The organism is Clostridium sp. CAG:221 (assembly GCA_000435835.1).
Classification (GTDB): Bacteria; Bacillota; Clostridia; order Clostridiales; family Clostridiaceae; genus Clostridium.
In genome coordinates this window covers 1-23,860 of the sequence record FR883419.1, presented here as the reverse complement: position 1 = coordinate 23,860, position 23,860 = coordinate 1, and the positions used below count along the sequence as shown (strand labels likewise).

Genomic DNA, 23,860 nt, shown 5'->3' with positions numbered 1-23,860 from the left:
AAATTATTATTTTCTAACAAATTTATATATGATTAACTTACTACGAAAGGAGCTTATTATGACTTTTTTGTCAGTTATACTTATTGCTTTCCTTATAGGTATTACCTATTACCTATATAGAAAAAAGATAATAAATAAAAATTTATTTACTATTACTTCTATTTTTATTGGACTATATTCACTTATTACCATATTAATTTATTATAATAACATCAATTCTGGTTTTAAATATGGAATCTTATTTGGTGATGTGGCTGGTTCTTATTTTTGCGATGAAGAAAGATACTTTTTTGAATCAGCTTTACTAAGTGAACATTTAAAAAATGGTGAGCTATTGGAGCTTTTAAAAGGTTCTTTTCCAGCATATGAATATATAACTGGTGCAGATATTCCTGGATTTGGATACAAAAACATATTCGTAATCTTTTTAGCTTTACTTAGATTTATAGGAATTAATAGTGTGGTTGATTTAATACTTGTAAAATTAATTGTATACATACCAACAAGCATCTATTTATATAAATTATCACGAATATATTTAGATGAAAAAAAATCTTTAATAACTGTATCAATTTTTAGCTTATTACCTGGCTATATACTTACTAATACATTATTAATGAGAGATAATATAATCTTAATGCTCTTAATAATAATCTTATATTACTCATTAAATAAGCCTATTAATTATAAAAAATTATTACTATTTTTACTACTAATATTCCCTATTAGAGGCTATTTGCCATTAATATTACCTGTAGTATTAATATTTTGTTATAAAAACGATGAAAAAATTATTACAGTTAAAGATATCTTTTATTTTTTAATAATTATCTTTACACTATTATTCTTCTCTAACTTCAAGTTTAATAATGGTGAGCTTATGATCTTAGGCTTTGATGATGGACAAATGGCTAACCTACAAAGTGCGTTAAGAGATTTATATGGTAGTGGAATTACCTTTGTAATTAATATATTTGTTCAGACATTTATTCATATAGTTGTTGATCCTATTTTCCCTGAATTCTTAAAATCTGGATCATTATATCTGATACTATTTTCTTTAGGAAATATCTTAGGTACTATTTTAACAATTATATTTGGTATAAAGCTTTTAATAAGTATATTAATAAATAAGAAGAATTCATTAACTTATTTATTTAAATTTTCAATGTATTTCACATTATTATGTGGCTTACTAGTATTATGTAAAGATGCATTTATAATCAATAGAGTTGCTTTAATGTGGATGCCACTATACATAATAATATTATTACTACCAATAAAATTAAGCAAGAAAAAACCAGCTACATAAAATGGAGGGCACTGAAAAAGTGCCTTTTATTTTTGTATAAATTACATGGTAAAAAATGAGAACCCTTAGAAGCAATTCTAAGGGTTCTCTATTAACTTTTAGACATATTTAACCTCTGAAATTTCCCTAAAATTTTGATATTTACCCAATAACTTCAGTTTTTCAGTGGCTTCATAAAATGTAACTGCTTTTTTTAGTGTCTTATAAGTTTTATTTCAATGGCTTCCATTCTTTTACCTTGTCCAGTGGTTCCAGCAATTTGTCCACCAGTTTTCCATTCAGTCCAACCATATCCTTCTCCACGAACTCTGTACATAACATCATAATCTGGAGCATTAACTAAATCAATAATTATAGCTTCCATTCTTCTAGATTGTCCTGTGGTTCCTGCAGTTGCACCATCATATACCCAACCTTGATTCCACATAGTACCTGCTAAATGAGCTTTGTATCTTATGCTTGCACCTTCTGGTAAATCTGGTGCAATTATTTCTATTGCTTCCATTCTTCTCCACTGATTAACAGTACCAGCCATTTGTCCATTATAACGCCAATCTTGCCACATAGTATCTGCAAGATGCGTTCTATATTGAATATTACACTCTTCTTTAATTATTCTTATTTGAATAGCTTCTATTCTTCTCCATTCATTGATTGTTCCAGCTGTTTCACCTTCGTTTTTCCAGCTCATCCAACCATAATCTTGAACAAGAACTCTATATTGAAGATAATGGCCTTTCGGCATTCCTTCTGTAACTATTTGAATAGCTTCCATACGCTTACTTTGACCTGTTGTACCTGCAACTTGTCCATCTCTAGCCCAATCTTGCCAATTGTAACCTTCACCACGTACTCTATACTTAACAGATGCCCCTTCATATCCTTGAAGAGAAATTCTTATAGCTTCCATTCTTAAAGACTGATTTACAGTTCCTGCAACTTCTCCTTCATTCTTTTCTGGTAACCACATATACTTAGCTGAATGTGCCTGATATGTTATTCCAGGAGCTTCATTTGCAGTAGAATTATTTTTTCCTGTATTAATTAACTTTACATTAGATGTTTTAATGTAACCTTTTATATTCCAGTCATAATTTCCACTAAATTCACTACCACCACTTGATGATAACGGAGTAGTTCTTTCTGGATATACTTCATAACATACATCTTGTCCAATTGTATAAGTCTTTGTTGTAGTTAGTACTACAGGAACTCCTACAAATGTAACATAATAGTCCATTGTATTTGAGACATTGTATAATAAGTTATTATTTTTATCTACAACTCTTCCAGCTGCAGAATAAATGGCTAATTGGTTATAATTATAATCATTTAATGAATTTATATTATTTCCACTTAAATATTTATCTGCTGTAAAAGCATAAGATGCTGCTTTTTCACCCCAAAACGGGTCAGAAGCATATTTAACATTTGCCCCCATATACTTATTACCAACAAATCCTCCATAGTATCTAGAATCATGTGGATCACTATATCCTGATGATATCCAATACTTAGCAAATTCATTTATACAATGTTCTACTGAATTAAATCTACTTGCATCATCTGGGTTAGAGTCTACTGCATTCAGCCCAAATAGATTATTTCTATTTTGAGCATAACTTGACATTCCCCATGCTGATTCATTTATTGCAACTCCTAATATAAGAAGTGCATTTACTCCATAAGCATTTTGAGCATTAATTAAATATTGTCCAATTCCTCTTAATTTACTGTTGCTTTGAGTATTTGCCTCTATAAAAGAATTTAATTGACCTGCACTATAAATACTTTTACTTCTAAAAGGTAAATATTGATAGTAATTATAATATGGATTTGAGCCATTTACTGCATTTCCATATGTGTTTCCTTTTAGATCATTAATTAGTGTATTTAAATTTGTATAAAAATACCTAGCGTCATAACTATAGTATTTTACACCTTCTTGTAGGTAACTTGGCGCTACTCCAACTGTTCTAATGCTTCCTGAAGTTCCACTTTTAGCTGTTATATCAGTAGTAATATAATGTTGAAGTTGTCCATTATTAACAGTATAATAACTTGGATTAGTAGCCTGATTCATTGGAACTATTACTACGTCATATGTACCAGTATTAGTATCCTTTTTAGTCCATCCCTTATATCCATTAACCATTACTCTAACTGCATTACCATTATCCTCAATAACAGGAGCATCATCAACATAATTATGATTAGTATAATTTGTAATTCCTGAAAGATTTGAATTTTGATATAACATAGTAACGTTAGAATTATCAACTTTTCCGTTAGTATGTTTAAAGAATCTTGCCATAGCGTTTGTTGAGTAAACTACAACACCATAATTATCAATGACACATGGAATTGCTGAATCATCTTCGTATTCATCTAATGCAATACTCATTGCCTCTTCAATAGTATCAGCACTTTCTATATAACTAAAGTTACCATCTGAATATGCTTCTACAATTTCGTAATTAGCATCTGTTTTCTTAACTAAATATTCAAAGTTTAATGCATTTTCATAATTAGCTTTAAACTCTTCTTGTTCAAGCTGTTCAATTAATGCATCATCATAAAATGCTACCTCTTTACTTGTTGCAGTTGTACCATCTGAGTATTCTCCAACAAGTATGATACTTTCACCTTCAGTTTCAACATGATATTCTACATCCTCGGTGGCAATATAGATATCACTCTCAACAGGTGTTTCAGATGTAAATCTTGCCTTTTCAGCAGTAATTACTTGAATGTCGCTTTCAAGAATTTCAACATCATTTAGTTCTTCTGGATTCCTCTTTACCTTTTTATAAATAGAATCATCAATATTTTCTTCAGAAATTTCTTTTTCCTCTTGGGCTTCATCATTTGAAGTATTAGACTCATAATTAATATTTGACTCTTCAGTGACATCTTCTAAAGCTTCAACATCTTCTTGATTTTCTACACTATTTTCGACATTTTCCTCAATGATATTTTCTTTATCTTCAGCATTATCTTCTGATATATTTTCTTCTATTATCTCATTATTAGAAGTATTAAATTCATTTAAATTATCACATTCATCAAAAGATTCAACAATCCTTATCTGCTCAAGAGCATAAGTAGCTGTAGAAGGTATTACTATATTAGTTAAAGCGAATAATGTAGTCATCATTAAAGCTATCTTCTTCAAATTATCCCTCCTTTCGCTAGATTATTTAATTATTAGTTTTACAGACAACTATAAATATACCATAAAATATCCAACTGGTGAACATTATTTTGAAATTATATTAAATATAGAATTAAATAGTTATTTTTATTATTACAAAGTCATAATCTTGATTTATATCCACTTTAACTCTGTCAATATCTTCTATATAACTTTCTTTTTCTTCATTAAAATAATTTGTAATGGCTTCATTTACATCTATTATATATTTATCATCATTTAATATTTCACTTAGAATATTACTAAATACAGTTCCATTAATCTCATAATTTCCATCATTTAATATGCTAGTTAATTTTACAGAATAACTTATAATAATTTCATTATCTTCCTTTAACTTATATACTATGCTTTCTCCTAATCCATTTTCTGCTTGAATTTCTCTATTATCAGACTTTATAATAGTCATCTTTTTATTCTCAACTATGTTTTTTACCATTTCATAATGTTTATTGTAATTATTCTCTTTGTCAGTTATACCTTCTTCAATAACAGGAGCTATATTATTCTCTTCTCTGTTTTCTTCCTCTTCTTTTTCTTCTTCAGTTATACCTTCATCTACCATTACTGAGTTATTCTCTACAACTTGCTCAACATTACCTTCACTTTTATTATTTTCATTAGTACATGCTACAAATGAACATATTGATATAATTGCTAAAGACATAATTAATGTTCTCTTCATAATTTCACTCCTATCTAAATCTATTATCGTTTAATTTTATTTAAACTGAAACTTTTGCTAAATAAATAATAAAAAGAGTTAACTTATGTTAACTCTTATATAGCACCTTCACCCTTCAATACTGAAAATATAGTTTGAAATAATATTTTAGCATCCAATGTAAAACACATATGATCAATATAATACATATCCATTTCTACACGCTCTTCATACGTAGTATCACTTCTCCCATTAGCTTGCCAATAACCACCTAATCCAGGTACTACTGAAAATAATTTTTCAGCTTTGTCACCATACTTTTCAACTTCTTTTTCAACTATCGGTCTTGGTCCAATTATAGTCATATCCCCTTTAAGAATATTAAATAATTGTGGCAATTCATCTAAACTTGTCTTTCTTAAAAAGCCTCCAAGTTTTGTTACTCTTGGATCATTATCTAATTTGAAGTTCGTATAATACTCTTCTTTTTGCTCAGGAGTAAAACTTTCAAAAATTTCACTGGCATTTGAATACATAGTTCTAAATTTATAAACTTTTATATCCTTTCCGCCTTTACCTTTTCTTGTATGTCCAAAAACAACTTTTCCTGGTGAATCAAATTTAATTAAAATTGCAATAATAATATATAGGGGACTTAATAATATTATGCCAATTAAAGAACCTATTATATCAATTAACCTTTTTATTGCTAAATATACTTTTTTCCTCGCTGAATTAGCCATAAAATTCCTCCCTGAATTCTTCCTCTGCTTAAACTCTACTTAAATAAATAACATATCTATTATATTATTAATTCTTCTTGTAATAAAGAAAAATATTATTTTTAAGAAAATATTAATATTTATATTGAAAAGAAAAGAACTCATGTAAAATAATCATAAATACTTATAGCATATTATATATCACATATAGAAATAATTTCTTCTATTCTATTTATAAAAGTATGATTTTGAGAAATATATTCATATCCTTTATCTATAATGCACTCTCTATCTTGTTCATGTTTTAAATAAAATCTAATTTTACTTATTAAATCATCTGTATCTTTATAAATAACAGTATAATCATTAAAATTCTTTTGTATATATTCTATATTATCTACTAATTCGAAAGATTTTGTACCTATTATTTCAAAGAATCTAGGATTACACCCTTCTTTAGATTGTTTGTTATGTATGTTAATACATATCTTTGATCTAGAATATAAATTACTTACTTCTTTAGGTGATAAAAATCTATTTTTGAAATATTTCCTATATCCTTTTAAATAATATTTGACATATCTCTCTGGCTTACTAGGCATTAAATACTTACCATAAATTTCAATATTGCAATCTTTAAATTCCTCTATTATTTTTTCAAATAGCACTACTCTATGCTCATAGTTTGCAAAACTACCTACAAAAGAAATATCTACATTTCTTTCAATTTCTTTAACATCATAGACAAAATTATCATAACATAGAGGAAGAAAATAACTATCTATATTCTTTGTTTCTTGCAACTTTTTTATATCAGTTTTTTCAAACATAAATCTAAAATCATATAATTCTAAAGTATCCATTGATTGACTCTCTCTATATACTGAGTCCATCATCCACATTATTAGCTTACATCCTTTTTTCTTAATATATTCTAAAGTTTCTCTAGTAATATAGCTTCCTTTAATTACAACTATATTTTTTATATTATTCTTATCAACAAAATCAATTACTTCTTTATTAACTTTTTTGCCATATTCATTTACATAGTATTCTCTTTTAGCTTTAAGTAAAAATTTATCTATAAGTTTATTCCCTGTAACTGGAATATTCTCTTCTTCAAAATTTATTATATTAGTTTTAAAGCCTTTAACTTGAAAAGCTTTAGCAACACTTTCATTATAACCATAAAAATTAGGTCCTACAATTAAAACTTCTTTTTTGCTCATTTCTTCCCTTTCTAAAACATATTTGTTTTATTCATACATTTTTGCAAGTATCTTATACCAAGCTGTGCACATGGCATTCTTTCTTGCATATTTAGATATAATTTTGGAATATGCAAAAATTATTTTTCCCTCTAATGCTTTACCATTTTTTCTTTTATTATCAGCTGTAGATTTTAATTGTTCTGACTTATCAAAGTCTCTTATATCTTTGTTTGATATCTTATCTTCAGAATACAAATCATCTATAGAGTAACTATCTTTCCCTGACTTCAATCTTTCCTTATATAATTTCTTTAAATAAAAAGCATTATATATCTGTGCTAATGTTTTATCTCTTGAAATACTATTCTGTCTTATTCTATATTGCAATAATGATTCCGATAAATTACTAACTTTATATCCAGCTGCAACAACACGACAAATAAAGTCATAATCCTCAGCAAATGAAATTTCTCTATATCCATTTACTTTTTGTAAAATACTTTTCCTAAAGAAAAATGTTGGATGTACAACAACATTAGTATATTTTAAATAATCTTTAATTTTATCACTATTCTTTACAACAAAAGTATTTTTCTGAATTATAGAATTATTTTCATCAATGAAGTCAACACTGGTTCCAATTAAGTCTATGTCCTTATTAACTTCCATAAACTCATATTGTTTTTTTAATCTATCAACATTTGCAATATCATCAGCATCCATTCTAGCTATATACTTACCTCTTGCATACTCTAAGCCTTTGTTTAAGCTTTTCACCAATCCTAAATTCTTTTCATTCTTTATGTAAATTATTCTATTATCTTTGTTAACATATTCATTTATTATTCCTTCTAATAAAGTATTATTAGGATTATCTAGTATAAGAATAAGTTCAAAATTTTCATAGCTTTGATTTATAATTGATTCTACTGCTTCCCTAAACCAGCGCTCTTCCTCATTATATGCTGATAATATAACAGACACATCTATTTCTTTCATATAATTCACCACCTTAAAAAGCTTATATAGGGACTACCCAACGGTAAGTCCCTTTAATCTTGATGAAAATGCAATATATCCTTTTCTTATTTTTTCTTTATTAAATGTACATATTCCTATAATAGTATTTAATACATGGAATACCTCTGCTTTAATGAAAAGAATACATATATGAAAATCAAAGTTAAATTTACAAAAAGCTCCAAACCCCAATCCATAACTTCTAACTTTTCCTTCATTCATATTTGTATCTGAACTGTAATGAGGATGATATATTTGCACTTCTGGTTTATATACTATATTCTTATTACTCTTTAAAGCTCTATAAAGTATATCACTATCTTCACATGAGCCTAAATAATTACCTGCACCTAACTTTTCATTAAATCTTAAAGAAGATCCATTTCTATAAAACATAGTTACTGATGAACACTTAGTATAAAAATTAGATTTACTTATTTTTATTTCTTCTTTTGGCCACTTTCTTAATGAATCTGAGCCATCTCTTTCAACTATTCTTCCCATCACCACGTCAATTTCTGAATTAGCCTCAAAAATATCACTTATGATATTTAATGTATCTGGTAGATACTCACAGTCATCATCAGGAAAAGCAATTATTCCACCATAACTCTGTTCTAGACCAATATTTCTATTTTTAGCTAATCCCTTAACTGTTGATTTAATATGCTTAATATTTAAATCATTATGTCTTTCTACTATAGGATTTAAATCAATCTTATCATTTTGGTCAACTATAATTACTTCTACTAAAGATAAATCATAATTTGATTTTTTAAGGCTCTTAAGGAAGCTTTCTACCTCTTTTTCTCTTCCATAAGTCGCCATAATTAAAGAAAATCTCTTCATCTCTTTCACCACTGTTTTCCTCTATATTTTCTTTTCCAAATCTCCAATACAATCCTATAAGAATCCATAATGGATAATATATATATGTGTCGACATTAAAGCATGCTAATAAAACACCTGCTACACTTGACATTAAAATCAGAGTCTTAATATCATTATACTTTATATATCTAATTAATAAAGATATACCAATATATGCCCATAATCCTACCCAAATTAAAAAGCATATTATTCCATTTTCAGCGTATATTCTAGCATGTAATGCAAATACAGTAGGCCAATACTGAGTTTGTTCAGGATCTAACCATCTAGTAACTTCACTTGATCTATAATCATCTGGTTCAACATTATCTGTAGCATAAAAGGCATATTGTCCTACACCTACACCTGTTAATAAGTGTTGATTTCCTATTCTGAAAGCAGCTTTCATCATTGAAAATCTAGCTACATTAGACATATTATTTTCATCATTTAAAGATTCTACTACTGCTCCAACAGTTGCATTTGATGCAGTATTTTCATATTGCACTTCTTCAGTAAAGCCAACTTTATTAACTATGTTAGATGTTAAAAATACCAATGGGAACAAAAGAACTGTTATAAGCTTTTTCTTCCAGTTTCCTCTCATGATAATCATTCCAATTGTAAAAATAATAAACTCTAACCAAAAAATAAGTAAACCCATTCTTGATTTTGATAATAAAACTAAAGCTATAAAATATAGTGCATATACAACTGATATTCCTTTTTTCCAATATTCCTTTTCCGTATAAATATAACTTAAAATCCATGGAAGAACAAATGCTGCATACATGCCAAAATAAGATGCCTCTCCACAAACTGTTCTTATTCCTCTAGGATATAATTCCCCTCTAGCATATAGTTGAATTACATTTGATACTGCTTTTAATATTTCACTAGTATCTATAATATTTAACATATTAAGCATTTCAACAAAACCATAAACACTTGCTATTATAGTAGAAAATAAAACCCATCTTCTTATAGTCCATAATGTTATTTTAGTTCTTCTTAAAAAATAATAAAAACAATAACTAGTTACAGCTCCAAAAGCAAGCATTGGATATTGAAATACAAGTCTTCTTATCCCTGTTTTCCCTTTAAATGAATTTGTCATTATCTCACTAATGTTAAATAATGAAAATATAAAACATAAAATTACAAAAGTTATTAATATATAAATACTTTTATCTTTAACTTTAACAATTCTCGATTCCTTTAATATATAAATAGCCATAATTGTCATCAATATCAACATAGGATAAGATGTAGCACTAAATGATAATTCTTTTAATATATTATTTAGATATGGTAAATTATTAAAAGGAATTAAAAGTATAGTTAAAGCCATTAGTACATATACTAATTTATAAATCCCTCTTCTCTCTTCTATCATAATTTATACTCCTAATTAACCTACCTCTACTTATAGTTATTATATTTATTTGTACATTCTATTATAATAATTTTGATATTCTCCAGATGTTACATTCTTCATCCATTCTTGGTTATCTAAATACCATTGAATAGTTTTCTTTATACCAACTTCAAAAGTAGTTTCTGGATACCATCCTAATTCTTCTTTTATCTTTGTTGGATCGATTCCGTATCTTCTATCATGACCTTTTCTATCTTCAACATACTTAATTAAAGTTTCTGTTATTTCATTATCAACATTTTCATTTAAGTATTCAATAACAGTCTTAACTATTTGGATATTAGTTCTTTCGTTGTGTCCTCCAACGTTGTAAACCTCTCCTACTCTTCCGTTGTTTATAACCATATCAATAGCTTTTGCATGATCTTCAACAAATAACCAGTCTCTTATGTTCATCCCATCACCATATACTGGTAAATCTTTGTGAGCTAAACAGTTGTTAATTAATAATGGTATTAACTTTTCTGGGAATTGGAATGGACCATAGTTATTTGAACATCTTGTTATATTCATTGGCATTTTATATGTATCATGATATGCCTTAACCATTAAGTCTGATCCTGCCTTACTTGATGAGTATGGACTATGTGGATCAAGTGGTGTTGTTTCCATGAAGTATCCTGTTTCTCCTAGTGAACCATAAACTTCATCTGTTGAAACATGTAAGAACTTAACTCCTTCTTTGTAAGTTCCATCTTCATTTTCCCATGCATTTCTTGCACAGTTTAAAAGATTAACTGTTCCCATTACATTTGTCTTAGCAAATACTTCTGGCTCTCTTATACTTCTATCAACATGTGATTCTGCTGCAAAGTGAGCTACATAGTCTATTTCATACTTTTCAAATAATGATGATACTAATTCTGCATCACAAATATCTCCGTGTACAAATATGTGTCTTGGGTCATCTTGGATTGATTTTAAATTTTCTAAATTTCCTGCATAAGTTAATTTATCTAAGTTTATTATTCTTATATCTTGATATTTTTTTAGCATGTATAATACAAAATTTGAACCTATAAATCCTGCTCCACCTGTAACTAAATATGTTTTCATTTCACTATTCTCCCTTATTTTTAATATTTTCCATGAAAGTTTCTAGTTCTTCTTCCCAATTTCTCATGTCATCACCAACTGTGCATCTAAGCATCATATTATCAAGCGATGAATAAGCTGGTCTTTTAGCTATTTTCTTATTAATACCTTTTATATAATCCTCAGTTGAAATAGGATTAACAACACAGTTTAATCCTGCAAGTTCCATAATTCTCTTAGCGAAATCATACCATGTACATTCACCTTTTGCTGTACAGTGATATACACCATATTCTTCAGTTTCAATAATCTTCAAAATATGATATGCTAAATCATTTGCAGATGTTGGATTACCTTTTTGATCATTAACAACAGTTATTGAATCTTTATCTTTTCCAAGTCTCATCATAGTGTATACAAAGTTATTTCCTTCATATCCATAAAGCCATGCTGTTCTTACTATATAATACTTAGAAGAAAACTCTCTTACATAATTTTCACCTTGTAATTTAGTTGTTCCATAAACACTTTGTGGCTCTACCTTATCATATTCTCTTAATTGTGTTTCTCTTGGCTCACCATCAAAAACATAATCAGTAGATACATTTACAAGCTTAGAACCTAACTCTTCACAAACCATAGCCAAGTTTCTTGGTCCTATTGCATTTACCTTAAATGCTGCATCATAATTTTCTTCACAACCATCAACATTAGTAAATGCTGCACAGTTTATTACCACATCTGGCTTAATATCATTTAAGTAAGCTCTTACATTATCAAGATTGGTTATATCTAAAACATCAACATCTGCTGCAAAAACCTCAGCTGAAGCTACACTTTTAGATATTTCTCCAATTTCTGCTTTACCTGTTCTTATTATTTTTTGAAGCTCTTTTCCAAGTTGCCCATTAGCACCTGTTACAACTATTTTCATAACTTTTCCTCCATACCTCTCATTACTTCTCATAAACAAATGGAAGGTCTTGTTCTTTTAATGGCTTATGATTTTTATCTTTTTCTGATAATAATATATCTAAACCTTCTATTGGCCACTGTATGTTAACATCTTTATCATTCCATGGAATTCCACCATCATATTCTGGGGCATAAAAATCAGTACACTTGTAATTAAAAGTTGCAACATCTGATAAAACTACAAATCCATGAGCAAAGCCTTCTGGAACATAAAATTGTCTTTTATTCTCAGCTGATAAATGCACACCTTCCCACTGACCATAAGTAGGTGAACCCTTTCTTAAATCTACAGCAACATCCCAAACTTCACCTTCAGTACATCTTACTAATTTACCTTGAGTATGCTTTGTTTGGAAGTGTAATCCTCTCAGTACTCCCTTAGTTGATCTTGATTCATTGTCTTGTACAAAGTTCATAGTTAATCCTGCTTCATCAAAATCCTTCTTACTATAACTTTCCATAAAATAACCTCTATTATCACCAAATACCTTTGGCTCAATAATATAAAGATCTGGAATCTTTGTTTCTATAAATTTAAAATTACCCATTTACTATCACTTTCCTTTTCTCAATAAATAAGGAAATGCAGTGTGCCCTAAAACAACTGCAATAATCCCCAATGCTTTCATTAAATTCATTTCACTATTATTTTTTAATTGAATCTCCCATTATACTATACCTCTTAATTGCTATTCAATTATATCCATAAGATATTTACCATATCCAGTTTTCATAAGAGGCTTTGCTAACTCTATAACTTGTTCTTTTGATATCCATCCCTTTCTATAAGCTATTTCTTCTAAACAAGCTATGTAAGTTCCTTGTGTAGTTTGCACTGCTTCAACAAAGTTTGATGCCTTAAGCATAGATGTATGAGTTCCTGTGTCAAGCCATGCCATTCCTCTACCTAATAACTCTACTGTTAAAGTTCCTTCTTCCATATATACTTTATTTAAATCAGTTATTTCTAATTCTCCTCTTTCAGAAGGCTTTATATTCTTAGCCTTTTCCACTACTGAGTTATCATAGAAGTAAAGCCCTGGTACTGCATATTTTGATTTTGGATGCTCTGGCTTTTCTTCTAATGAAGTAACCTTACCATTTTCATCAAAACCAACTACTCCAAATGCTCTTGGATCCTGAACATAATACCCAAAAACAGTTGCTCCTTTTTCCAGTTTTGCTGCACTCTCTAAATGACTTGTGAAGCTTTGTCCATAGAATATATTGTCTCCTAATATCATTGCCACTGAGTCGTTGCCAATGAATTTTTCTCCTATAATAAATGCTTCTGCTAATCCATTTGGATGTTCTTGTACTGCATATTCTATATTTAATCCAAATTCACTTCCATCTTTAAACAATTCTTTGAAATTATGAATATCTCTTGGTGTTGATATTATTAATATATCTCTTATTCCTGCAAGCATTAAAACTGACATTGGATAATAAATCATTGGCTTATCATATATCGGAACCATTTGCTTTGACATTGCCTTTGTTACCGGATATAGTCTTGTTCCTGATCCACCTGCTAATATAATCCCCTTCATATCTTTTACCTACCTTCTCTTAATTTAAATTGTTTTCTACTCTATTCCAATAACCTATATTACCAGAATACTTCTTCACTTTCTCTAAAGGAAGCTTTTTATATCTTTTTCCAAATCTATCTCCTAAAAATCTAGCAGCAAAATTTGGTACTATATTAAAAAATGCTTTAAAATTCTTATCTTTTAAAGATTCTACTACTACTACTTTTAGTAATTTAAATGCACTACCACTGGCTCCATATTGAGTAAGGTATGCATTATCACTTAAAAACGCTCCTTGATCAAAGTAACGTTTAAATAATTCTTTAAATTTATAATCATGTGAATGAATAACTTCTGCTTCAGAATTGTACATTATTTTATAACCGTTATTTATAAGCTTATATGCAAGATACATATCTTCATTGGTCAGTAAATCTTTTCCATCATAACCATTTAACTTAACATATATATCCCTTTTAACGGCAGAAGCTGCATCTGAGAAAAAGAAAGTAACTATCCCTAATCTTTCAGTATCCTTCTTAGATACAATTCTAGATTCCTTAGGATAATTATTTATTCTTGTATATTTTTCAATAGACTGATTATCACATATTTGTCTTGAAAATGCTGCCTCACATTTTCCTTCATAAATAGGTTTGCATAATTTATTTAACCACTTTTTATCTTTAATAATAATATCTTGAGTTATAAACACAATAATATCACTATCACTTTCCATTGCTGCTTTTTCTCTTGTCAAACTATGTGAAAAATCACTTATAGGTATGATTGTTAATTCTGCTTTTTCTAAGTCGTTTACTATTTTATCTACTCCATCACCTGTATCAGTTAATATATATTTAATTGTTTTTAAATCTATATCTTCCTGCATAAGTAATGATTTATGTAATGAATTAATATATTGCTTTGATTTATACAAGGGACATATTACTGTTACTGACATAATAATCCTCCATTTTAACTTTTAATTTATACTGCGCCTTCTTTTTTAATAACAGATATAACTGTTTTAAACATAATTTTAATATCAAGTAATATTGATCTATTATCAATATAATACATATCCATCTCAATTCTTTCCTCATAAGAAGTATCACTTCTTCCATGTGACTGCCAATATCCTGTTATCCCTGGAATAACTGAAAAAAGCTTATCTGCATATTGTCCATATTTACATATCTCTTTTTCTACAATAGGACGAGGACCAACTAAACTTAAATCGCCTTTTAAAACATTTATTAATTGTGGTATTTCATCTAGGCTTGTTCTTCTTAAAAAATCTCCAACCTTAGTTACTCTTGGATCGTTATCCAGTTTAAAGTTTTTATAATATTCCTCTTTTTGCTCATCTGAAAAAGACTCAAAAATCTCATCTGAATTAGAATACATAGTCCTAAACTTATATATTTTTATGTCACTTCTATTCTTACCTTTTCTAGTATGCGCATAAAATACTGGACCTTTAGAATCTAGTTTAACTAAGATAGCTAAAATTAGGAATACAGGAATCAATAAAATTAATCCTATGAAAGATAAAATTAAATCCATGCTCTTCTTTGTAACTGAATATAATCTTATCTTTTCATTATCTACAATATCTGTAGAACCTACATTATTCATAGTATAACCCTCACTTAAAAGATTTATTATTGTTTTCTTTGTTTGCAACTTTGCATTCAATTCTCCCTATCTATTTTACAAACAACATACGTTCTAAAAAACAACTATATTATAAAAACCACACCTAATATTCTTAGTGTAGTTTATACTTACTAATATTTATAATTACAACTGTTAAGACTATCCATTATGATACTATAATAGCTATGTTTTTGTCAATTAAATGTCATTGAAAATGTTTTCTTTTGTAGAATATGATTTTTTTATGAACTTTATTTATTTTAAGCTATATGGCATACTTTCACTCTTTATTTAATACAATAATAATTATATAATATATATTATCACATACTATAATTTTGTTATTGGGAGGCAACATGAGGGATAACGTTTACAAATTTATGGTTAATTGTAAAAAATATGTTAAATGTATTTTTTCAAATACATTTTTTCTATGGCTAATAAGTTCTATAGTATTAACTCTTATAGTAGAAAATATTAGCTTATTATCTGATAGAACATTATATGGTTCTTCACAATTTGACTTTGTTAAATTTACATATAATTTACTACTTATTATGTTAAGTTCTTCATTTATATTCTTATTTAAAAAAAGAATCTTTTGGTTCTCGTTAGTATCTCTAACGTGGATTGGACTTAGTCTAGGAAATAAAATGCTTCTTTCTTTTAGAGGATCTCCTTTAACCATAAGTGATATCCAAATGGCTAATATGGGGCTAACATTGATAAATCAATATTTTACCAAAGTACAAATTTATCTAGCAATAATATTGATTTTAATACTAGTAGCATTATTTATTTTACTATTTATTAAAAGTCCTAAAAAACAAAAAGTTAATTATTTTTTAATTATTCCTTCAATAATTGCTTTTGCTTTTTGTTTTAAAGGATATTCAAACAAACTAATATCTTCTCAAGTTTTATCAACAAACTTTTGGGATATAACAACTGCTTATAACTCTTATGGTTTCCCTTACTCTTTTACAAGTACTGTTTTTAATTATGGAATAGAGAAACCAAATGGCTATAGTGAAGATTATATCACTAACCTTTCAATGGAATTAAATACTGATACATTAGCATCAGCAACTAGTGATATTTATTCTTCTATATCTGTAGATAATCAAAATACAAATAATAAACCTAATATAATCATGGTTCAATTAGAATCATTTTTTGATCCAACACTAATGAATGATTTAACTTTTAGTGAAGATCCAATTCCAAACTTCAGAAGGCTTTCAGAGGAATACTCTTCTGGGTATTTAACTGTTCCTACAATTGGTGGCGGAACATCTAATACAGAGTTTGAAGTCATTACAGGACTATCCACTAAACTATTTGGTCCAGGACAATTCCCTTACAATACTTTGCTTCAAACTAGTACTTCTGAGTCGCTGGCATATTATCTAAAAAATCAAGGGTATGAAGCTACAGCTATGCATAATCACTATGCCACTTTTTATGGTAGAAACATAGCTTATGCAAATTTAGGTTTTGATAGATTTATCTCAAGAGAAACTATGCACCTTTGGGAATATACTCCTCTAACTTATGCTAAGGATACTGTATTTACTCGTGATATACCTGAATTATTATCAAGCACAGATGAAAGTGACTTTATTTATGCAGTTTCAATGCAAGGTCATGGATCGTATCCTGATTATGAAATACTTCCTGAAGTAAACATTACTGTTACCGGTGAAAACTTATCAGCTGCTGATAAATACAAATGGGAATACTATGTCCAAGAAATTAATGAAATGGATGCTATTGTATTAGATTTAATCAATGAAGTAAATGCACTTGGTGAGCCTACAATAATAGCTTTTTATGGTGATCACTTACCTGGTCTAAATATAACAAATGATAGATTAAGCAATGGTACAATCTATGATACTCCACTATTAATTTGGGACAACCTTGGTTTAGATAAGGATTCATTGTCGTTAAAGTCTTACCAATTATCATCTTATTTATTGGATAAGCTTCATCTTCAAGGTGGAATTGTTTCTTCATTGCATCAATTAAAATCAGAAGACGATAATTATTTAGATTCTCTTCATGCAATCCAATATGATATCCTTTATGGTAAAAAATATTCTTATGGTGGAGAAAGTCCTTACAGTAAAACAAATATGCTATTTGGTTTTAAAGAACAAGGGGTAGGCGAAATAGAATATGAAGATGATCTTATAATACTAAAAGGTGGTAACTTTACAGAATCCAGTAAAGTCTGTGTAAACGGAAAAGAAGTAGATACTGCTTTCTACGGTGATACTATGTTAGCAATTTCAAAAGACAGTTTAAAACCTGGAGATACTTATACAATAAGACAAGTAGCTGGAGATGGAACAGTTCTTAGAGAAACTTTTGAATATGGATATTAAAAAAAGGCCTAAATCGGCCTTTTTTTAATACTTTAATTATTATTTACTAAATACCCATAGCTTATTAACTACATAATTTATAATCATAACTATTCCCGTTGTTATAACTAACCCTATAAATTTATTTAAATTACATAAATCAACTAATACATATAATATTCCAGTATTTAATCCAAGTCCAACAACATTTAATATAACAAACTTTATTGTTGTATCTGTTGATGCCTTCTCTTTATATTTAAACACCCATAAGGTATTCCATAAATAACTATGAATAGTACCTAAGGTATATGCAATAATATTGGCTAGTATATAATACATACCAAAGGCATTTAGAATAAAAAATATTACCCAATTTACTAATGTATTTAATACTCCAACCATTCCAAACTTTATAAATCTAATTAAATCATCATTTATAAATTTCATCATCTTCTCCTACTCCTAAAGAATATAATCCTCCTATAGCAGCAAACATCATCATCGGCAAAATACAAACTAAATATCTTGATCTAGTTTCCCAAATAATTAAGAATAAAAATACTCCAAATATAGCTATTTGTGCACATTGCACAATTTTATGTTTATCTCCATATTTAAATGCTGCAATTGAAGAAATAAATATAAGGGTTATCAATACTAGATGACTCATTTGTGCAAGATAAATAAGCATATGATTCTTTTCCCCAGTTACATATTCCTCTACTTTATTATCTTCTAATGGCTGTCGGCATAACTTATTAATAGAATAATATGTTCCATCATTCCAAGTAAACTTTGTTTTTCTAGATAAAAACTCTATATACCCCTTAAAGCCATAGTGGCTTAGCCTCTTCTTAATTTCATCTATATTAGCTTCCTTAGCCTTTTCTTTGTCATTAAAAGACTTAGTAAACTCTACGTCATCAGCATTAAATGCTCCGTTATTTTTAAGCCCCATCATTACCCAATGAGTCATTGGAAGTCCAGCCTCATTATAGTCTATAGGCATTACATAATTTGCAATAACTTTATAAAATGAGAATATCACTAAAAATGAAAGTATAATTATTATATTGTTTATTAAACTTTTCATTATTTTATTAGTGCATACTATGTATATAATTACAGCAACTAAAGCAATAATTATATTAGTTTTTAATATAACTCCTAATGCACCTAGCATCCCTATACCTATTAAATACCAAGCTCTTGCATTAGATTTGCTTTCATTATAATTATATAAAAGTAACATTATTGCCATAGGAAATATCATGGTTGTTGTATCTGTATACAATATTGGAGAATAAGCAAATAGTGGAACTATAAAAATAGATAAAAAGCTAAATATTGCTGCCATTTTCAAGTTAAATACTTTCTTAATCAAAATATAAGTTATTAATAAAGCTCCATCTATCATCATTATGTTGAAAACACTTCCAACTATAAGATAAATCATCTTATTGACAGTAAACAAGCTTATAAACTTAAATAATGCTGTATACATTAATAATGCCCCTATATTATTAGGGTAAAACTTATAATAATACTCTGGTAGTTCAAATACTGAATTAGCTATCTTATAAGCATCATTAAATACAACTCCAAAATCCCAACTTGGAATTACTCTACAATATATAATAAAAATCACTTGTAAAATTATTAAAACCATTGCAAATACAGCACTAATTTTAACTAAAGTTTTATCACTTAATTTATTAAACATAAACTTTAACATTAATAATATAGCTAATATAATTATAGCCCCAATTATAACTATAAATTTATTCATAGGAAACAATCTTCCATAATTTGATGTTACGTTAATAAATAATAAATATGAACTCATTAAGGTGAAAATACATGCAAATATTTTTAATAAAACATTTCCTATATTATTTAACTTCATAAGAATCCTCCTAAAGCTATAATTACTTCTTTATAAATTTATCTATTATAAATTTAGGTCTCTTCTTAGTTTCAATATAAATTTTACCTATGTATTCTCCTATTACTCCTAGACATAGAAGCTGAACTCCACCTAACATCCATATTGATACAACAATTGTTGCCCATCCTTCAACTGTTTTCCCAAGACACCATAATGCTATAAAATATATTAAAAATAATAAACTTGTTGTAAACATTATTATACCTATATCTAATATTAATTTTATAGGTTTTACACTAAAAGAAGTTATTCCTTCAAAAGCAAAAGAAAGCATCTTTTTAAGTGGATACTTAGACTCTCCTGCAAATCTTTCATTTCTCTCATATAAAACCACATCACTTTTATATCCTATAAGAGGAACTATTCCTCTTAAAAATAAATTAACTTCCTCAAATTCTTCTAGTGCATCTAAGGCCCTTTTACTCATTAATCTATAATCAGCATGATTATAAACTATGTCAACTCCTAATAATTTCATTACCTTATAAAATCCTTGTGCTGTAGTTCTTTTAAATACAGTATCAGTTTTTCTATCGCTTCTTACCCCATAAACTACATCACAACCATCTATAAATCTATCAATAAATTTATCAATTACATTAATATCATCTTGTAAATCTGCATCTAAAGAGATTGCTGCATCACAGTAATCCTTAACAGTCATTAATCCTGCTAATAAAGCATTTTGATGCCCCCTATTTCTTGATAATTTAACACCTGCAAATAATTCATCACTTTCTTTAAGTTCTTCAATAATACTCCATGTATTATCTTTGCTACCATCATCAACAAAAGTTACCCTACTGTCCTTGCTTATTTTGTTTTCACTAATAAGCTGATTCATTTTAACTTTTAATCTGGAAGATGTTTCATGAAGTACTGCTTCTTCATTATAACAAGGTAAAACTAAATATATAGTTTTCATTAAGCTCTCTCTCCTTTATATTAATTTCTAAAATTAATTCTTTTATAACTTAAACATTATATCATAAATATTAACTTTCTAAAAAATTTTAAAAAAGAACTCTAATAGAGTTCTTCTTTCTATTTCAAGCTCTTTAATATTTCAACACATTCTTTTCCTGTATTTTGCCAACTTAAAGTATTTAAATATTCCGTAGAAACTTTATTTATTTCTTTCAATACATCTGGATTATTAATTGCATTTTTAAACATTTCATAAAACTCATTATAATCAAATGATGTAACTAAAGCTGAACCTGTTGGGAAGAAATAATTAAAAGTTCCTTCCTTAAATTCAAATATAGGTAATCCTGTAGCTAACATTTCATATGGTACTAAAGATATATTAGTTAATGATCCAACCATACCAAAATCTGAATTATTATATAACTCTAACAATTCTGCTTTAGTAAGCTTTCCTATATTTTCTCCTCCATCGCATTTAAAGTCAGTAGATTCACCATAATATTTAACATTTAAAGTTATACCATCTTTTAATAAGTCATCCTTTAATCTCTTAACCATATATTGACATATGTATGGTGCTCTTTTTCCAGTATCTTTTACATAAACAGCCATATTGAATTCTTTTTTATTAGGATATTCATCAAAATTTCTACCTTTATCATAATATTCCTTTCCTTCATAAGGGAATGTAATTACATCTATTGGTGAAATTATTGAGCATTCTTTTTCTACCATATGTTTATTCCAAGCTCCTAAGCTTATCATATGGAAGCCTAATTCATAAGTCTTTTGTGCAATTATAAAAGCTTCACCAAACATATAGAAGTATGGTTCATAATCTTGTACAAAATACATTTTATATCCATTAATTTTTTTTGCATGATAAACTGTATCCCATTGAGTTGCAATTACTACATCAGTTTCAATATCTTCAATTGACCCATCAATAAAAGTTCCCTTATATCCTGCTAATGTAGCTTCTGCATTACTCTTCATTTCTTCAAGAGTTTCATTATCATAAATTGAAAAATATCTTACATCATAACCATTTTTACTTAACTCAGTACCTAATCTTAAAATTGATGTATGACCACCACTATACAATGGCATTCCTGGAATAATAAAAGTTACCTTTTCCACTTTTTCTGGAATCTTATTCTCAATGGGAGTAAAGTCTACAACTTTTAAAATTTTATCTATAAATTTTTTATAATTTCTTTGTTTTCTTAAGTAATTAACTTTTTTCAAAACCTTAATCATTTTTTTTACCTTCTTTTACAAATTATCTTTTACGAATTCTATCTATAACATTTTTAATTGCTTCAAATAAAAATTTATCTCTTAGTATGGCTAAGGATGCAAAATAAACTAAAGCTCCTACTACTATTTGAAGTATAAGTGATAAAATATTAATTGGTGTTACGTTTCCAACTAATCTTACAACTACTAACATCAATATACCACTTATCCAATACTTATATGTTTCTTTTATCCAAGTTAGATCAAACACAACTCTAGCAAACCAAAATTGAATTAATGCAATTGATAATTCAGCCGAAACTGTAGCTATTACTGCTCCCATAGCTGCAAATCTTGGAATTAATAATAAGTTAAAACAAAAATTAACTAATGCTCCTACACAAACAGAGGTTGTATATTCTTTATTCTTTCCTATCGCTAACAAATACTGTGTCCCAAAAACATTGCCAAGACCTATTATTATTACCAATACCGGTGAAATCTTAGTTAATGGAATTACACTTAAAAACTCATTACCAAAAAGTATTGGTACAAATTTATCACTTATCCCTATTAAGCCAAAAGTTATTGGTATAGATAAAAAACTAATTACAACAAAGGCTTTTCTTAAACTCTTCTTAACTTCATTTAAGTCATCTTTACTAAATAAATTTGCAATTCTAGGAAGCATTACGATACCCAAAGAAGTAACAACAGATAATAATATTCTTACTACCTTTTGTGATTGATCATAATATCCAGCTTCTACTGCCCCTTTAAATAAGTCTATCATAGTTTTATCTAAAACAGTATAAACTTGAGTAGCTATTTGTGGTACAAATAGTGCTAATATAGGCATAATGTGCATTGCTATTTTCAGCTTTCCAATTCCCTTAACTTTAAGCATATCCTTACCTACATAAAACCACATAATTAATTGTCCTACAAACATTGTTCCTGCATTAATTAAAATATATTTCCATAAATCATCTCTTGTTTTTACAAAAGTAAATATTAATATTACAGAAATTATTTTGGCAAAAAAACTTCTTAATGATGCATTTTTAAAATTTTCAATTCCAAGGAAATACCAAGATATATCAACAGCTGCTGCTAATATATAAAATCCTTGTAGCATATAGAAAACTCCATATTTGTGACTTTGCCCTAATGTTAAAGCAAATACCACATAAGCTAAAAGACAACCAGTAAATTGAATAGAAAATATCTCCCAAAATGTTTTCTTTAACTTATCTTTCTTCTCTCTTATAGTTGCTATCTTTTTAGTTGCATATATACTTATTCCTAAACTACCAAGCAGAATAAAATATTGTGTATTTGCATATGTAACAGTATTTATACCTATTCCATCTGCAGACAAAACTCTTGATACATAAGGTATTGTTAGTACAGGCAATAAAACTGAAGTCATTTGATATAATAAATTATACAAATAATTCTTCTTAACGCTCATGGTCATAATACTTCCACCTCTTATTCTTCCTAATTATTTATATTTTTCTATATTAATTGTCTTAGATAATTATTTATTACCTCTCTAAATTTGTCAATAATATAACCAATTTGTTAATAAAAGTTTTAATTAGCTATTTCGAAAAACAAAAAAGTTTGCTTATTTCAGTACTATTATACTAAAACAAGCAAACTTTAACTAAGTACAAAAGTGGCTTCGCCACGCTCCCTTCGGGAATT

Annotated in this window: 21 protein-coding genes; 2 read left to right on the top strand and 19 right to left on the bottom strand. The window is 27.9% G+C overall.

The window, feature by feature from the left end; translation table 11 throughout:
- Positions 1–58 precede the first annotated feature (58 nt).
- The gene (locus tag Q5O44_RS11730) at positions 59–1,312 is read left to right on the top strand and encodes a hypothetical protein (protein WP_022168616.1); all 1,254 of its coding nucleotides are present in this window, start codon (positions 59–61) and stop codon (positions 1,310–1,312) included.
- 193 nt (positions 1,313–1,505) lie between these two features.
- On the opposite strand, the gene Q5O44_RS11725 is transcribed toward Q5O44_RS11730, so the two are convergent.
- From Q5O44_RS11725 to Q5O44_RS11660, 14 genes are all read right to left on the bottom strand, one after another.
- Complete coding sequence (locus tag Q5O44_RS11725) at positions 1,506–4,487, bottom strand: glucosaminidase domain-containing protein (RefSeq protein ID WP_022168615.1); 2,982 nt, start codon at positions 4,485–4,487, stop codon at positions 1,506–1,508.
- A 112-nt stretch (positions 4,488–4,599) separates the two neighbouring features.
- Complete coding sequence (locus Q5O44_RS11720) at positions 4,600–5,211, bottom strand: hypothetical protein (protein ID WP_022168614.1); 612 nt, start codon at positions 5,209–5,211, stop codon at positions 4,600–4,602.
- 95 nt (positions 5,212–5,306) lie between these two features.
- Positions 5,307–5,933, bottom strand: a complete 627-nt coding sequence (locus tag Q5O44_RS11715; protein WP_022168613.1) for a sugar transferase — start codon at positions 5,931–5,933, stop codon at positions 5,307–5,309.
- A gap of 173 nt (positions 5,934–6,106) precedes the next feature.
- The gene (locus Q5O44_RS11710; protein WP_022168612.1) at positions 6,107–7,141 is read right to left on the bottom strand and encodes a glycosyltransferase; all 1,035 of its coding nucleotides are present in this window, start codon (positions 7,139–7,141) and stop codon (positions 6,107–6,109) included.
- Between the two features lie 27 nt (positions 7,142–7,168).
- Positions 7,169–8,122: a glycosyltransferase gene (locus tag Q5O44_RS11705; RefSeq protein WP_022168611.1), complete on the bottom strand. Its 954-nt coding sequence runs from the start codon at positions 8,120–8,122 to the stop codon at positions 7,169–7,171.
- A 33-nt stretch (positions 8,123–8,155) separates the two neighbouring features.
- Positions 8,156–8,992: a glycosyltransferase family 2 protein gene (locus Q5O44_RS11700; RefSeq protein ID WP_302637973.1), complete on the bottom strand. Its 837-nt coding sequence runs from the start codon at positions 8,990–8,992 to the stop codon at positions 8,156–8,158.
- On the bottom strand, positions 8,928–10,409 hold the full coding sequence (locus Q5O44_RS11695) for an O-antigen ligase (protein ID WP_022168609.1): 1,482 nt from the start codon (positions 10,407–10,409) through the stop codon (positions 8,928–8,930). Before Q5O44_RS11695 ends, Q5O44_RS11700 begins: the two co-directional genes overlap by 65 nt.
- A gap of 45 nt (positions 10,410–10,454) precedes the next feature.
- Positions 10,455–11,507, bottom strand: a complete 1,053-nt coding sequence (gene rfbB / locus Q5O44_RS11690) for a dTDP-glucose 4,6-dehydratase (RefSeq protein WP_022168608.1) — start codon at positions 11,505–11,507, stop codon at positions 10,455–10,457.
- A 4-nt stretch (positions 11,508–11,511) separates the two neighbouring features.
- Complete coding sequence (rfbD, locus tag Q5O44_RS11685; protein WP_022168607.1) at positions 11,512–12,420, bottom strand: dTDP-4-dehydrorhamnose reductase; 909 nt, start codon at positions 12,418–12,420, stop codon at positions 11,512–11,514.
- Between the two features lie 22 nt (positions 12,421–12,442).
- Positions 12,443–13,009, bottom strand: a complete 567-nt coding sequence (gene rfbC / locus Q5O44_RS11680; RefSeq protein WP_022168606.1) for a dTDP-4-dehydrorhamnose 3,5-epimerase — start codon at positions 13,007–13,009, stop codon at positions 12,443–12,445.
- 141 nt (positions 13,010–13,150) lie between these two features.
- Entirely contained in the window at positions 13,151–14,014 is an 864-nt protein-coding gene (gene rfbA / locus Q5O44_RS11675) for a glucose-1-phosphate thymidylyltransferase RfbA (protein WP_022168605.1), read from the bottom strand.
- 19 nt (positions 14,015–14,033) lie between these two features.
- Positions 14,034–14,960: a glycosyltransferase family 2 protein gene (locus Q5O44_RS11670; protein WP_022168604.1), complete on the bottom strand. Its 927-nt coding sequence runs from the start codon at positions 14,958–14,960 to the stop codon at positions 14,034–14,036.
- 26 nt (positions 14,961–14,986) lie between these two features.
- The gene (locus tag Q5O44_RS11665; RefSeq protein WP_022168603.1) at positions 14,987–15,637 is read right to left on the bottom strand and encodes a sugar transferase; all 651 of its coding nucleotides are present in this window, start codon (positions 15,635–15,637) and stop codon (positions 14,987–14,989) included.
- 391 nt (positions 15,638–16,028) lie between these two features.
- Positions 16,029–16,346: a hypothetical protein gene (locus Q5O44_RS11660; protein ID WP_302637926.1), complete on the bottom strand. Its 318-nt coding sequence runs from the start codon at positions 16,344–16,346 to the stop codon at positions 16,029–16,031.
- Positions 16,347–16,359: 13 nt separating this feature from the next.
- Here Q5O44_RS11660 and Q5O44_RS11655 point away from each other — a divergent pair, with 13 nt between their 5' ends.
- A complete protein-coding gene (locus Q5O44_RS11655) occupies positions 16,360–18,048 on the top strand; it encodes an LTA synthase family protein (RefSeq protein WP_302637924.1) in 1,689 nt (562 codons plus the stop codon).
- Positions 18,049–18,087: 39 nt separating this feature from the next.
- On the opposite strand, the gene Q5O44_RS11650 is transcribed toward Q5O44_RS11655, so the two are convergent.
- The 5 genes from Q5O44_RS11650 to Q5O44_RS11630 form a co-directional block, all read right to left on the bottom strand.
- On the bottom strand, positions 18,088–18,480 hold the full coding sequence (locus Q5O44_RS11650; RefSeq protein WP_302637922.1) for a GtrA family protein: 393 nt from the start codon (positions 18,478–18,480) through the stop codon (positions 18,088–18,090).
- The gene (locus Q5O44_RS11645) at positions 18,461–19,936 is read right to left on the bottom strand and encodes a glycosyltransferase family 39 protein (RefSeq protein ID WP_022168600.1); all 1,476 of its coding nucleotides are present in this window, start codon (positions 19,934–19,936) and stop codon (positions 18,461–18,463) included. Before Q5O44_RS11645 ends, Q5O44_RS11650 begins: the two co-directional genes overlap by 20 nt.
- 22 nt (positions 19,937–19,958) lie before the next feature.
- A complete protein-coding gene (locus Q5O44_RS11640) occupies positions 19,959–20,903 on the bottom strand; it encodes a glycosyltransferase family 2 protein (protein ID WP_022168599.1) in 945 nt (314 codons plus the stop codon).
- 119 nt (positions 20,904–21,022) lie between these two features.
- The gene (locus tag Q5O44_RS11635) at positions 21,023–22,168 is read right to left on the bottom strand and encodes a glycosyltransferase (protein ID WP_022168598.1); all 1,146 of its coding nucleotides are present in this window, start codon (positions 22,166–22,168) and stop codon (positions 21,023–21,025) included.
- A 22-nt stretch (positions 22,169–22,190) separates the two neighbouring features.
- Entirely contained in the window at positions 22,191–23,627 is a 1,437-nt protein-coding gene (locus Q5O44_RS11630; RefSeq protein WP_022168597.1) for a flippase, read from the bottom strand.
- Between the last annotated feature and the right edge of the window lie 233 nt (positions 23,628–23,860).